Consider the following 13502-nt stretch of genomic DNA (forward strand, 5'->3'; position numbering starts at 1 on the left):
GCGACGGCGCGGCCGAGCCCGCAGCCGGGCCGGACGCGACGCCCGCGGCCCGTCCGGCGCGCCGCACCCGGGCCGCCAAGAACGAGCGCCGCCGCCTCGGCAAGCGCGGCGGCGGCACCCGGTGAACGGCGTCAGATGAGCTGTGTCAGATGAGCTGTGTCAGTTCTCCAGCGGCAGCGGCGGCAGCTCGCCGGTGTGCTCGTAGCCGCTGAGCATCTTGATCCGGCGGGTGTGCCGCGGCTCCTTGGAGTAGGCGGTCTCCAGGAACAGCTCGACGAAGCGCGTCGCGGTGTCCTGGTCGTACTGCCGGGCGCCGAGGCTGATGACGTTGGCGTCGTTGTGCTCGCGGGCCAGGCGGGCGGTGTCCTCGCTGAACACCAGCGCGGCGCGCACCCCCTTGACCTTGTTGGCGGCGATGGCCTCGCCGTTGCCCGAGCCGCCGATCACGATGCCCAGCGAGCCCGGGTCGGCGGCGACCTTCTCGGCCGCCCGCAGCACGAACGGCGGGTAGTCGTCCACCGCGTCGTAGACGAAGGCCCCGCAGTCCACGGGCTCGTGGCCGTGGGCCTTCAGCCAGCCGACCAGGTGCTCTTTGAGCTCGTAACCGGCATGGTCGCATCCAAGAAACACGCGCATGGGCTGATTCTCGCAGGTCCGTGCGGCGGGCCGGGCGGCCGGGTCAGCGGGGAGGCGCCAGGCCCTCGTCACGGCCCTCGCGGCCGGGGTCGGCGGGCTCGCCGTCCGCCGGGCGGTCGGGGGCGTCCGCGGTCGTCGCGTCGGCGTCGTCGTCGGCCTTGCGGGGCTCGTCCGTCTTGCGGGGCTCGTCCGCCTTGCGGAGTTCGACGGCCGCCGGGGCGTCCTGGGGCGCGTCGTCCTCGGGCTCGTCGCGCGGCGGCTCCGCCTGGGCGGGCTTCGGCGGGACGTACGGCATCGCGGCGGGGTGGTCAGGCGGCAGCACGTTCCCCTGCTGGGCAGGCGGCCCGAACGGCTGCTGCGGCTGGACGGGCTGCTGCCCGGACTGCTGGACCGGTCGCCCGGCGTGCGGCTGCGGCATGGGCGGCGGCAACGACGGCCCGCCCTGCCGCGCCCCCTGCGGCAGCGGCGGGACGGCCCGGTTCCCCCGCGTGAGCAGGAACGCCACCACCGCGCCGAGCCCCGCCAGCCAGCCGTAGGCCAGCCCGAACCCCAATCCCTGGAGGATGGTGTTCCACATCAGCTGCTCGCGCAGGCCGCCCGACAGGTCCAGCGTCGCTCCCATCAGGTAGACGCGCGGCACCGCCGCCAGGCCGGCCGCCACCATCACCGCCCACCAGCCCGCCACCAGCGCGCCGACCGCGCCGCGCACCGGGTCCAGGGCGCGCGCGGCCACGAACACCAGCGCCCCCACGACCGCGAAGAACAGCAGCAGGACGAAGTCCGTCCCCAGGACGTAGCCGAACGAGTCCCGGTACCCCCGCGGCGTGACCAGCCAGCTCGGGTACTGGAGCCAGCGCAGCAGCGTGCCCACCGCCCCCTGGCGGTCGATGTCGCTCTTGATGAGCGCCTCGGCGACCCACTGGTTGCCGAACAGGAGGGCGAGCAGGACCACCGGCCCCAGCGCGCCCAGGACCGTGCCGAAGATCCGCCGCGTCGTCATGGCGCGCAGCGTAATGACCCTCGCGGCGGGGCGGTAGCCCCCGTCTCACCCCGCGTAGGCGACCGGGAAGCGGAAGTCGGGGTCCACCTGGGCCGCCAGGTCCTCGCCGGTGGCGCGGTTGGCCCAGCTGCGGGCGTTCTTGAGGTGGAACTCCACGGCCTGGCGGCGGAACTTCTCCCAGTCCTTGGCGCGGGCGTCCACGGCGGCCAGCATGGTGTCCAGCGCGGCGGTGTTGGCGTCCTCCAGCGCGACGCCCTCGCGGCCCTGCTCGACGGCGCGCACGGCGGCGGACTGGCCGAGCCAGGTCAGCAGGTCGTCGCCGACGTGCTCGCGCAGGTAGGCCAGGTCGGCGTCGCCCTGCACCTTGTTGCCGACGACGGCGATCGCCACGTCGTAGTCGCGGGCGTACTCGGTGTACTGGCGGTAGACGCCGACGCCCTTGCGGGTGGGCTCGGCCACCAGGAACATCAGGTCGAAGCGGGTGAACAGCCCCGAGGCGAAGGTGTCGGCCCCGGCGGTCATGTCCACGACCACGTACTCGCCGGGCCCGTCCACCAGGTGGTTCAGGTACAGCTCCACCGCGCCGGTCTTGGAGTGGTAGCAGGCCACGCCGAGGTCGTCGTCGTTGAACGGGCCGGTGGCCAGCAGCGTCGCGCCGCCGACGTCCTGGCCGAGGGCGTGCACGGGGTCGTCGCCGCCGACGCGCAGCAGCCGCGAGCCCGCGCCGGGCGGGGTCGTCTTGACCATGGCCGAGGTCGAGGAGACGCGGGGGTTGTCGCCGCGCAGCCAGTCCTTGATCTCGGGGAGGCGCTCGCCCATGGCCGGGACCTTGGCGGCGCGGTCCTCGTCCAGGCCGAGCGCCACGCCCATGTGCTGGTTGATGTCGGCGTCGATGGCCACCACCGGCAGCCCGCGCGCGGCCAGGTGCCGGGTGAACAGCGAGGACAGGGTGGTCTTGCCGCTGCCGCCCTTGCCGACGAACGCAACCTTCATGACGAAAGCCCCATTTCGAATATGAAAACCGTTGCCACTTTCAGGGCGCGAGTCTGGCCGAGCCGGGGCGGGGACGCAAGCAGAATCCCCGGATCGTCCTGGGGATTCGCAGAGAGGGAGGGTCAGCGGCGGCGGGCGGCGGCGGCCGGGTCGAACCCGAAGGGCAACTCCAGCCGGTGCGCGCGCAGCAGGTCGTCGTCGGCCAGCAGCTCCAGCGTGGGCGCGTCGGCGGCGATCACCCCGCCCGACAACACCACCGAGCGCGGGCACAGCTCGGCCGCGTACGGCAGGTCGTGGGTGACCATCAGCACGGTCACCTCCAGGCCGCGCAGGATCTCGGCCAGCTCGCGCCGCCCGGCCGGGTCGAGGTTGGACGACGGCTCGTCCAGCACCAGGATCTCCGGCTCCATCGCCAGCACGGTCGCGACCGCGACGCGGCGGCGCTGCCCGAAGCTGAGGTGTTGCGGCGGCCGGCCGGCGACCTCCAGCATCCCGACGCGGGCGAGCGCGCCGGTCACCCGCGCCTCCAGCTCCGCGCCGCGCAGGCCGAGGTTGGCCGGGCCGAACGCCACGTCCTCGCGGACGGTCGGCATGAACAGCTGGTCGTCGGGGTCCTGGAAGACCACGCCGACGCGGCGGCGGATCTCGCGCAGGGCCTTCTTGTCGGCCGGGTCCACGCGCAGGCCGCCGACCCGCACCTCGCCCGCGCCGCCCTGCAGGATGCCGTTCAGGTGCAGGATCAGGGTGGTCTTGCCCGCGCCGTTGGGTCCGAGCAGCGCGACGCGCTGGCCGCGCTCGACGGTCAGGTCCACGCCGAACAGCGCCTGCGTGCCGTCGGGGTAGGCGTAGGCGAGGCCGCGCACTTCCAGCGAAGGGGTCACGGTGCCATCCAAGCAGCCGCCGCGACCAGCGCCGCCGTCAGTGGCAGCGCCGCCGCCGACGCCCACTGCGCGCCGGTCGCGCCGACGTCGTGGAGCAGGGGCATCCGGCCGTCGTAGCCGCGGCTGAGCATGGCGAGGTGCACGCGCTCGCCGCGTTCGTAGGAGCGCAGGAACAGCGCGCCGACCGACCGGGCGAGCACGACGGTGGCGCGCAGGTCGCGGGCCTCGAAGCCGCGCGCGGCGCGGGCGACCTTCATGCGGCCCAGTTCGGCGGCGACCACGTCGCCGTAGCGCAGCATGAACGTGGCGATCTGCGTGATGAGCTGCGGCATCCGCAGCCGCTCGATGCCGAGCAGCAGCGCGCGGGGCTCGGTGGTGGCGGCGAGCAGGATCGAGGCGACCACGCCGAGGGTGCCCTTGGCGAGGATGTTCCACGCGCCCCACAGGCCGTCCTCGCTGAGGCGCAGGCCCAGCACGGCGACCTTCTCGCCGGTCGCGAAGAACGGCATCAGGAACGCGAACGCCACGAACGGCACCTCGATGACCACGCGCCGCGCCACCGTCGCCAGCGGCACGCGCGCGACGAGCGCGACGGCGGCCAGCAGCAGCGCGAACCCGGCGAACGCCCACACGCGCTCGCGCGGGGTCGCCACCACCAGCAGCACGAACCCCAGCACCGCCACCAGCTTGCACTGCGGCGGCAGCCGGTGCACCGGCGAGGAGCCGGGCAGGTACAGCGCGTGCGCGTGGCCCGCGCCCACCGTCAGGCGTCCTGGGACGCGGTGGACGGAGCGGGCGCAGCGGGGGCGGACGAGCCGCGCCGCCGCACCACCCAGAACAGGCCGCCGCCCGCCAGCAGCACCACGCCGACGCCGATCACGCCGGACAGCCCGCCCGACAGCCGCGCGTCGCCGACGCCCTTGACGCCGTAGTCGGCCAGCGGCGAGTCCTTCATCGAATGGTCGCGCTCCTTGGCGTTGAAGCCCTTGTCCTCGGCGACCTTCTCCAGGCCGTCGGGGTGCGCGCTGGCGTAGAAGCTGACGATCCCGGCCAGCACCAGGGAGACCAGCAGGAAGGCGGCGAAGAAACGTTTGGTGGTCATCGTCGTTCTCCTCAGGCGCTCGCGCCGGAGGCGCTGGCGGACTCGGTCGGGGGCGTGGTGCGCAACTCCAGCTGCCGGACCAGGCCGCGCGCGCCGTAGACCAGGTCGGGACGGACCGCCAGCACGCTGGACACCGTGACGGCGGTGATCAGCGCCTCGCCGACGCCGATCAGCACGTGCACGCCGACCATCGCGGCGGCGACCTTGCCCAGCGGCACCTCGGTGGTGCCGCCGACCGCGTAGATCGCGGTGAACACCAGCGCCGAGCCGGGCACCGACACCACCGCCGCCGCGAACGACGCCCCGGCCACCGACGCGCGGGTGCGGGGCAACACGCGCAGCAGGCCGCGGAACACCCCGTACCCGACCAGGACCGTCACCAGGCCCATCACCGTGATGTTGACGCCGAGCGCGGTCAGGCCGCCGTCGGCGAACAGCAGCGCCTGCACCAGCAGCACCACCGCCACGCACAACACGCCCGTGTAGGGCCCGACGAGGATGGCCGCGAGCGCGCCGCCGAGCAGGTGCCCGCTGGTCCCGGAGGCGACCGGGAAGTTCAGCATCTGCGCGGCGAACACGAAGGCGGCCACCAGCCCGGCGAGCGGCGCGGTGCGGTCGTCCAGCTCGCGCCGGGCGCCGCGCAGCGCCACCGCGACGCCCGCCACGGCCACGGCCCCGGCCGCCAGGGAGACCGGGGCGTTGATGAATCCGTCCGGCACGTGCACGTCGGTCACCGTCCTGACTCAAGGAAATGTCAGGTTCAGTGTGATAGCAGCCCTGTTGCAGGTGCAAGAGGGTCGCAACTAGGCCGGTAGACGGACAGGCTCAGTCGAAGATCGGGTCGCGGGTCCGGGTGCGCTTGAGCTCGAAGAACCCGTCGGTCTCGGCGACCGCGCGGACGCCGTCCCACAACTTGGCCGCGGCCTCGCCGCGCGGGATCGGGGTGACGACCGGGCCGAAGAACGCGCTGCCGGCGACCTCGATCACCGGGGTGCCCACCTCCTCGCCGACGCGGTCGATGCCGTCCTTGTGCGAGGCGCGCAGGGCCTCGTCGAAGTCGGTGGAGTCGGCGGCGGCCGCAAGCGCGGGGTCGAGCCCTGCGGCGGTCAGAGCGGCCTCGAACAGCTCCTTGCCGAAGTCCTGGCGCTCGTTGTGGCGGCGCGTGCCCAGCTCGGTGTAGAGCCGTCCGAGCGCGTCGGGGCCGTACTTCTGCTCGGCGGCGATGCAGATGCGCACCGGGCCCCAGCCCTCGTCCATCATCTGCTTGTACTTCTCCGGGACGTCCTTGCCCTCGTTCAGGACCGACAGGCTCATCACGTGCCAGCGCACCTCGATCGGGCGCGACTTCTCGACCTCCAGGATCCACCGCGAGGTGATCCACGCCCACGGGCACAGGGGGTCGAACCAGAAGTCCACCGGCGTACGGACGTCATCGGCCACGGTAAGTCTCCTTCAGGCTGATCAGCACTTAGCAGCGGCAACCCCCGGGATCACGCGCCCATTCCCCCATCGCGACCCGAAGTCGCGCCGCGGCGACCTGACGGGGCCTCCGGTTGGTAGACATGAGGGAACACAGCACTGATCGACCTAGGAGTACATGTGGCAGGCAACCTCACGCGCGACGAGGCGCGGGAACGGGCCCGGCTGCTCACCGTCGAGTCCTACACGGTGGAGCTGGACCTCACCACGGGCCCGGAGCGGTTCGGCTCGACGACGGTGGTGAGGTTCGGCTGCGCCGAGCCCGGCGTCGGCACCTTCGTCGACCTGCACGGCGGCGTCGTGCACGAGGTGACGCTGAACGGGACCGCGCTGAACCCGGCCTCCTACGACGCCGACAAGGGCCGCATTCCGCTGCCGTCGCTGGCCGCCGACAACGAGCTGCGGGTGGTGGCCGAGGCGACCTACTCCCGCTCCGGCGAGGGCCTGCACCGGTTCGTGGACCCGGTCGACCAGAGCGTCTACCTGTACTCGCAGTTCGAGACGGCCGACGCGCACCGGATGTACACCTGCTTCGACCAGCCGGACCTGAAGGCGACCTTCGAGCTGTCGGTCAAGGCCCCCGAGGACTGGCAGGTCGTCACCAACGAGGCGGCCGTCCAGGAGGGCGGCGGGGCCTGGCGGTTCGCGCCCACCCCGAGGATCTCCACCTACATCACCGCGCTGGTCGCGGGCCCCTACCACGTGGTGCGCGACGAGTACCGGCGCCCGGACGGGTCGGTCATCCCCCTGGGGGTGTTCTGCCGCGCGTCGCTGGCCGAGCACCTGGACGCCGACGCGATCGTGGACGTGACCCGGCAGGGCTTCGCGTTCTTCGAGCGGGTCTTCGACCAGCCCTACCCGTTCGCCAAGTACGACCAGCTGTTCGTGCCGGAGTTCAACGCGGGCGCGATGGAGAACGCGGGCTGCGTGACGTTCCTGGAGGACTACGTCTTCCGGTCGCGCGTCACCGACGCGGCCTACGAGCGCCGCGCCGAGACGATCCTGCACGAGATGGCGCACATGTGGTTCGGCGACCTGGTCACCATGCGCTGGTGGGACGACCTGTGGCTGAACGAGTCGTTCGCCACCTACATGAGCGTGTTGTGCCAGGCCGAGGCCACCAAGTGGAAGAGCGCCTGGACGACCTTCGCCAACCTGGAGAAGGCGTGGGCCTACCGGCAGGACCAGCTGCCGTCCACGCACCCGATCGCCGCCGACATCCCCGACATCCGCGCGGTGGAGGTGAACTTCGACGGCATCACCTACGCCAAGGGCGCCAGCGTCCTGAAGCAGCTGGTCGCCTACGTCGGGCTGGAGAACTTCCTGGAGGGCGTGCGGCGCTACTTCCAGCGGCACGCGTGGGGCAACACCGTCCTCGCCGACCTGCTGGACGCGCTGGAGGAGACCTCCGGGCGCGGCGACCTGGCCAACTGGTCCAAGGAGTGGCTGGAGACGGCCGAGGTCAACACGCTGCGCCCCGTCTACGAGGTGGACGGCGAGGGCAACTTCACGTCGTTCGTCGTGCAGCAGGAGGCCAAGCCGGACTACCCGACGCTGCGTTCGCACCGCGTCGCGATCGGCCTGTACGACCGCACCGGCGAGGGCATCGTGCGGCGCAAGCGCGTCGAGCTGGATGTGGTCGGCGCCCGCACCGAGGTGCCCGAACTGGTCGGCGAGAAGCGCCCGGACCTGGTGCTGGTCAACGACGACGACCTCACCTACGCCAAGGTGCGCCTGGACGACCACTCGCTGAAGACGCTGGTCGAGGGCATCGGCGACATCCGGGAGAGCCTGCCGCGCGCCCTGTGCTGGTCGGCGGCGTGGGACATGACCCGCGACGCCGAGATGGCCACCCGCGACTACGTGAAGCTGGTGGTCAGCGGCATCCGGGGCGTGACCGACATCGCGGTGACCCAGACGCTGCTGCGCCAGGCGCGCACCGCCGTCCAGCAGTACGCCGACCCGGCGTGGCGCTCGACCGGCCTGACGCTGATGGCCGACGCGCTGTACGACCTGGCGCGCGAGGCGGAGGCGGGCTCGGACTTCCAGCTGGCCTACGTGCAGGCGTTCACGGCGTCGGCGGCCTCCGACGAGCACCTGGGCTTCGTGCGGGGCCTGCTGGACGGCTCGCAGACCCTTGCGGGCCTGACGGTGGACACCGACCTGCGCTGGGCGCTGCTGCGCCGCCTGGTGGTGACCGGCAAGGCGGACCTGGCCGAGATCGAGGCCGAGCTGAAGCGCGATCCGACCGCCGCCGGCGAGCGGCACGCGGCGGCCTGCCGCGCGGCGATCCCGACCGCACAGGCCAAGGCCGCGGCGTGGGCGGGCGTGATCAGCGGCGAGCTGCCGAACGCGGTGTTCCGCGCGACGCTGGGCGGCTTCGTGGAGCCCGACCAGGCCGAGCTGCTGGTCCCGTACGTGGACAAGTACTTCGGCGAGGTGGGCCGGATCTGGAAGGAGTGGTCCAGCGACATGTCCCAGACGTTCGCCGAGGTGGCCTACCCCTTCCTGGTGATCGAGCAGTCCACGATCGACCGGACCGAGTCCTACATCGCCGAGGAGAACCCGCCGTCGGCGCTGCTGCGCCTGCTGTCGGAGGGCCGCGACGGCGTGGCCCGCGCCCTGCGCGCCCGCGCCAAGGACGCCACCGCGTCCTGATGTAGCGCACGACCACCGTGGCCGTCCCGCTCTCCAGCGGGGCGGCCACGCCGCTTTGGTCCGCCCCTCGCGGGTATCGCACACGTAAGGCACACTGACAGTAGTCGAGTTTCGCAAACGCAAAGCACTCGGACGGTCACGCTGCGACACTAACGGGCATGTCGACCGAAGGCGGTGAGGGGCGGTGCAAACCGCAGTGGCGCAGACCCTGGTCCTTTCCAACCGGCCCTACACGATCCACGACCTGCTCGAACTCAACGTGGAACGCTGGCCGCGCTTCGAGGTGCTGGGCGGAACGCTCATGATGAGCCCCGCCCCGGCGCCCAAGCACCAGCTCATCTGCGACAACCTGCAGTCCCTGCTGGCCTTCACCTCGCCGCACGGGAGCGTGTTCTCGGGTTCCCACCTGCGCCTCGGCGAGGACGAGACGGGCATGGTGCCGGACATCATGGTCCTGCACCCCGATGTGGACATCGAGCGCACGTACTTCGAGGCAGAGGACGTGCTCGCGGTCGTTGAGGTCGTCTCGCCGGGCAACCGAAAGAACGACCGGATCGTCAAAACGGTCGCCTATGCCGAGGCGGGCATCCCGTTCTACTGGCGCGTCGAACTTCTCCCCTTCCGAGGGCAGGGCGAGGCGCAACTCCCCGTGGTCCTGGTGCAGGAGAACGCGGGAGACGGTTACCGCGAGGTCGAGCGCCTGGCGGCGGGCGAGGTCGGCACCGTCACCCGGCCGTTCCCGGTGACGTTCGACCCCGCCGACCTGCTCGACCTGCGCTGGCACCAGAAACGCTTCCGAGAAGACTGACGACGTGGCAGCCCTCTCACCTGCGAACCTGCCCGGCAGGCCCTACACGATCCACGACATCATCGAGCTCAACCAGGATCGCTGGCCCCGGTACGAGGTGCTGGGCGGAACCCTCGTCGTGAGCCCCGCCCCCATGTCCGACCACCAGATCTTCGGCGACAACCTCCAGACCCTGCTGGTGCTGAACGCCCCCGACCGTGAGATCACGCTCTCCGGGCCGAACCTCCGCCTGGGCAGGGACGAGAACGGCGTGATCCCCGATCTGGTGGTGTTCCACCCGGAGACCGACACCGCCAGGCGCACCTGGTTCGAGGCCGACGAGGCGCTGGCGGTCGTCGAGATCGTGTCCCCCGGCAACCGCCTCAACGACCGGGTCACCAAGCCCGTCGTGTACGCCGAGTCGGGCATCCCCTTCTACGTGCGGGTCGAGCTCGCGCCCTTCCCCGGGCAGGGCGAGGGGCGGCTGCCAATCGTTCTGGTGCACGAACTCCGCCTGGGCGCCTACCAGGAAATCGAGCGGCTGACCGCCGGTGCGCCCGGCACGCTGGAGCATCCCTTCCCCATGAGCTTCGATCCTGCGGACTTGCTGGACCCGCACCTTCAGCAGTCCCTCTTCCGTCCCCGGTAGGCCGCCGGAACGCGGGCCCGTGCCGAATCGTTGCCGGAACGATCGGACGATCACGGGGTCGCGGGTGGGAAGGTTCAGGGGTGGAGACCGCACGGGATGTTCTGACGGCGCTCGCGCGGCGGCGCGCGTTCGGGGACCTGGAGGCGCTGGTCGCCGACGGCACGCTGCTGGGCGGGCGCACCGCCCGGGTCGCGGGGCTGTGCGCGTTCGGGCAGCGTGTCCTGGACCTGGACGCCGAGGACTTCGGCATGCCCGAGGAGTCCGGCGAGGTGCCCAAGGACCTGCTGGACCGGGCCCGCGCCAGCCGGATGCCGCAGGCTCCGCGCGAGCGGCCGCGCGGCGCGCTGGCCAGCCTGCGCCCCGCGTACGCGCTGCTGCTGGAGGCCATCGCGATCCGCTGGGAGCGGCGCGAGATGGCCGCGCTGGTCGCGGCGGTGCACATCGCCAGCGAGTACCTGGCGCTGCTGGCCTGGGAGCCGGTGCTCGGCCACGCCGGTGATCCGGCGCTGATCGGGCGGTCGGTGACGGGGCCGGGCAGCCGGTTCGGCGTGCCGGTCGAGCCGGGCGCCGAGCGCCTGTGCGACCACACCCGGCCCGAGCGCTCGGCGTGCGAGCGCACGCTGCGCGTCGCGAAGGAGCCGCCGCCGGGCTGGCGCGCCTACCTGGACCGGCAGCACAGCCAGGTCGCCCAGGCGCTGGGCGACTGCGCGGCGCGCTGCCGCACGCCCTGCACGGTGATGTCGCGGCTGGACGAGGACGTGCGCGCCGACCTGGTCGAGCGCTGCAAGCTGGCGGTGGACTTCAGCGACACCGCGCTGGTGCGGCTGCGGCACGCCGCGCCGGTCGGGCACGGCTTCGGGGTGCCCTCGCCCGAGGAGGTGCAGACGGCGTGGGCGCGGGCGCGCGCCTCGCTGCGGCACCAGCCGCTGGGCCGGGCGGCGCTGGAAGGGGCCGAGAACGACCCCTATCCGCTGCCGGGCTTCCCGGCGCTGGTCTCCGCGATCGCCACCACCGAGATCAAGCCGGACAACCTGCTGAACGAGGTCTCCGTTCGTCTGGTCGACGTGCTGGGTTAGTGGCGTGTCGGGTCCGCTACGGGGGCCAGGGCGGCTCGTACGCGTGGGTCGGTGTACAGGTCGTCCAGCGGTACCGAGCGGCCGTCCGGGCCTCCCAGTGGGATCCGCCAGTTCGGGTACTCGTCCACGGTGCCCGGCTGGTTCTGGGTACGGCGCTCCCCCACTGCGTCGGCCAGCGAGATCCCGATGAGCTGCGCCGGGGTGCGCAGCAGGAACGCGTGCAGGGCTGCGGTCACCTCGGCGTCGTGGTCGTCCTGGCCGCGCTTCAGGGCCGCCAGGATCGTGGCGGGTGGGGTGTTCAGCAAGCCTTCGGCCGACAGTAGTTCCAGCCAGTCGCCCAGCCGCCGGTGGTGGTCGGCCAGTTCCTCGGCGGGCGGGCGCGTGAACAGGCCCAGGCGGTCGCGCAGTTCGATGTGGTCGCCGTGCAGGAACCCGGCGATCGGCGGCATGTCGTGGGTGCCGACGGTGGCCAGCGACAGTTCGCGCCACTTTTGCGGTGGTTTGGGGTGGTCCTGACCGTCGCGCTCGAACCACAGCAGCGACGTGCCGAGCACACCGCGCTCGGCCAGGCCGTCGCGCACCTCGGCCTCGACGGTGCCGAGGTCCTCGCCCACCACGACCCCGCCCGACCGCGCCGCCTCCCACGTCAGGCAGGCCAGCAGCACGTCGCGGTCGTAGCGCACGTAGGTGCCCTCGGCCGGGGAGCCGCCGTCCGGCACCCACCACAGGCGCGACACCTGCATGGCGTGGTCCAGCCGCAGCCCGCCGCCGTGCCGCAGCGCCGACTCCAGCATCCCCCGGTACGGCAGGTAGGCGGCCTCGGCGAGGCGGCCGGGGTGCCAGGGCGGCTGGCCCCAGTCCTGGCCGCGCTGGTTGAACTCGTCGGGCGGCGCGCCCACGCTCATGCCGGGCGCGAACATCGCCCGGTAGATCCAGGCGTCGGCGCTGCCGTGCGCCACGCCCACCGCGAGGTCGTGCACGATGCCCAGTGGCATCCCGGCGTCGCGGGCGGCGCGCTGGGCGGCGGTCAACTGCTCGTCCAGCAGCCACTGGAGCCAGGCGTGGAAGTCCACGCGCTCGGCCAGGCGCTTGGCGGCCAGCGCGACGGCGGGGCCGTCGGCGTCCTGGAGTTCGGCGGGCCAGGTGCGCCAGTCGGGGCCCTGCTCCTCGGTGAGCGCGCACCAGGTCGCGAACGCGCTGAGCGCCGCGCCCTCGCGTTCGCGGAACGCGGCGTAGGCGGGATGCCCAGCGCTGCCGCCCGACCAGCGGTACAGCAGTTCCAGGGCGTGCCGCTTGGCGGTCCAGACGGCGTCGCGGTCCAGGACGTCCATGCTGTCGGCGCGGCCCCGTAGGGGCGCGGCCAGCAGGTCCACGCGCTCGCGCTCCTCGGGCGGCAGCGTGGCGTACTCGGGGACGTCCTCGACCCGCAGGTACAGCGGGCTGCCGAAGCGGCGGCTCATCGGCGAGTAGGGCGACGGCCCGACCGGCGGCGTCGGCTCGGCGGCGTGCAGCGGGTTGACCAGCACGAACCCCGCGCCGAGGTCGCCGCCGCTCCAGGCCGCGAGATCGGCGAGGTCACGAAGGTCGCCGGTGCCCCAGGACGCGCGCGACCGCACCGAGTAGAGCTGCGCCGTGAGGCCCCAGGTGCGCGGTACGGGCGCCAGTCTGGCCGGGGCCACCAGCAGGGGCGCGCTCTGCTCGGCGGCGCCCTGACGGACGCGCAGGCGGTGCCAGCCGAGCGGCGTCTCCTCGGGGAGGGCGAGCAGCCAGTGATCATCGCCGCGGACGTAGACGGGTTCGGGCGACGGCGCGTTCATCGTGCGGCCGTCGGCCAGCTCGACGACGGCCTCGACGTCGCCCCCGCGCATGGGGACGCGGATCGTGTCGGGCCGCAGCGCGGGCTCCCCGGACGGCCTGCGGCGCCGGTCGGCGCGCACGCCCCCGGCCCGGTAGGACACCACGTCCGGCAGCAGCCGGGCGCGTTCGGCCTCGGCGAGCCGCTCCACCTCCGCCCGCACGGCCGCCGGGGTCGACACGTCCGCCCCCAGGGACGTCAGCACCGCCCTGAGGGTGTCCGGGGAGACCTCGGCCTCCCGCCCCAGCCAGTCGGTGTAGCGCGTCGCGACGCGATGCGCGCGGGCCAGCCTGCTCAGCTCGTCGTCCACCACGCCTGCGTCATGCCCCCGGAAAGCCCGCCCAAAATCGTGGCGGCCGGATGTTCCGCCGGCCGCCACGACCGAT

13 protein-coding genes are annotated in these 13502 nt (G+C 72.9%); 4 read left to right on the forward strand and 9 right to left on the reverse strand.

The genetic code is table 11. The annotated features are described in order from the left end of the window. Positions 1-159 precede the first annotated feature (159 nt). The 8 genes from AH6_RS10555 to AH6_RS10590 all read right to left on the reverse strand — a co-directional run bounded on the left by AH6_RS10555 (position 160) and on the right by AH6_RS10590 (position 6052). On the reverse strand, positions 160-636 hold the full coding sequence (locus AH6_RS10555; RefSeq protein ID WP_067477595.1) for a ribose-5-phosphate isomerase: 477 nt from the start codon (positions 634-636) through the stop codon (positions 160-162). A 43-nt stretch (positions 637-679) separates the two neighbouring features. Then, positions 680-1636, reverse strand: a complete 957-nt coding sequence (locus AH6_RS10560; protein WP_067477598.1) for a hypothetical protein — start codon at positions 1634-1636, stop codon at positions 680-682. A gap of 45 nt (positions 1637-1681) precedes the next feature. Beyond that, positions 1682-2629 carry an ATP-binding protein gene (locus tag AH6_RS10565; protein WP_067477601.1) on the reverse strand — a complete coding sequence of 316 codons (948 nt, stop codon included), beginning with the start codon at positions 2627-2629 and terminating at the stop codon, positions 1682-1684. 122 nt (positions 2630-2751) lie between these two features. Further along, positions 2752-3510 (reverse strand): energy-coupling factor ABC transporter ATP-binding protein, encoded by a 759-nt coding sequence (locus tag AH6_RS10570; RefSeq protein ID WP_067477603.1) that lies wholly within the window; start codon positions 3508-3510, stop codon positions 2752-2754. Further along, positions 3507-4271: a cobalt ECF transporter T component CbiQ gene (gene cbiQ, locus AH6_RS10575; protein WP_067477606.1), complete on the reverse strand. Its 765-nt coding sequence runs from the start codon at positions 4269-4271 to the stop codon at positions 3507-3509. Before cbiQ ends, AH6_RS10570 begins: the two co-directional genes overlap by 4 nt. Before the next feature lie 2 nt (positions 4272-4273). After that, the gene (locus tag AH6_RS45275; protein WP_067477609.1) at positions 4274-4612 is read right to left on the reverse strand and encodes a PDGLE domain-containing protein; all 339 of its coding nucleotides are present in this window, start codon (positions 4610-4612) and stop codon (positions 4274-4276) included. An 11-nt stretch (positions 4613-4623) separates the two neighbouring features. After that, a complete protein-coding gene (locus AH6_RS10585; RefSeq protein WP_067477612.1) occupies positions 4624-5346 on the reverse strand; it encodes an energy-coupling factor ABC transporter permease in 723 nt (240 codons plus the stop codon). Positions 5347-5437: 91 nt separating this feature from the next. Beyond that, positions 5438-6052, reverse strand: a complete 615-nt coding sequence (locus AH6_RS10590; protein ID WP_067477615.1) for a DsbA family protein — start codon at positions 6050-6052, stop codon at positions 5438-5440. A gap of 159 nt (positions 6053-6211) precedes the next feature. Here AH6_RS10590 and pepN point away from each other — a divergent pair, with 159 nt between their 5' ends. From pepN to AH6_RS10610, 4 genes are all read left to right on the forward strand, one after another. Continuing rightward, positions 6212-8749 carry an aminopeptidase N gene (gene pepN / locus AH6_RS10595; protein WP_067477618.1) on the forward strand — a complete coding sequence of 846 codons (2538 nt, stop codon included), beginning with the start codon at positions 6212-6214 and terminating at the stop codon, positions 8747-8749. A gap of 184 nt (positions 8750-8933) precedes the next feature. After that, a complete protein-coding gene (locus AH6_RS10600) occupies positions 8934-9557 on the forward strand; it encodes a Uma2 family endonuclease (protein ID WP_083982579.1) in 624 nt (207 codons plus the stop codon). 4 nt (positions 9558-9561) lie between these two features. After that, the gene (locus tag AH6_RS10605) at positions 9562-10185 is read left to right on the forward strand and encodes a Uma2 family endonuclease (protein ID WP_067477624.1); all 624 of its coding nucleotides are present in this window, start codon (positions 9562-9564) and stop codon (positions 10183-10185) included. An 80-nt stretch (positions 10186-10265) separates the two neighbouring features. Next, positions 10266-11261 (forward strand): hypothetical protein, encoded by a 996-nt coding sequence (locus AH6_RS10610; RefSeq protein ID WP_067477627.1) that lies wholly within the window; start codon positions 10266-10268, stop codon positions 11259-11261. Here the strand turns inward: AH6_RS10610 and malQ are convergent. After that, a complete protein-coding gene (gene malQ, locus AH6_RS10615) occupies positions 11258-13429 on the reverse strand; it encodes a 4-alpha-glucanotransferase (RefSeq protein ID WP_067477630.1) in 2172 nt (723 codons plus the stop codon). The two genes, AH6_RS10610 and malQ, sit on opposite strands and share 4 nt — an antisense overlap. Positions 13430-13502 lie beyond the last annotated feature (73 nt).

Origin of the sequence: Actinomadura hibisca NBRC 15177, assembly GCF_001552635.1 — a bacterium.
In the GTDB taxonomy this organism is placed as follows: Bacteria; Actinomycetota; Actinomycetes; order Streptosporangiales; family Streptosporangiaceae; genus Spirillospora; species Spirillospora hibisca.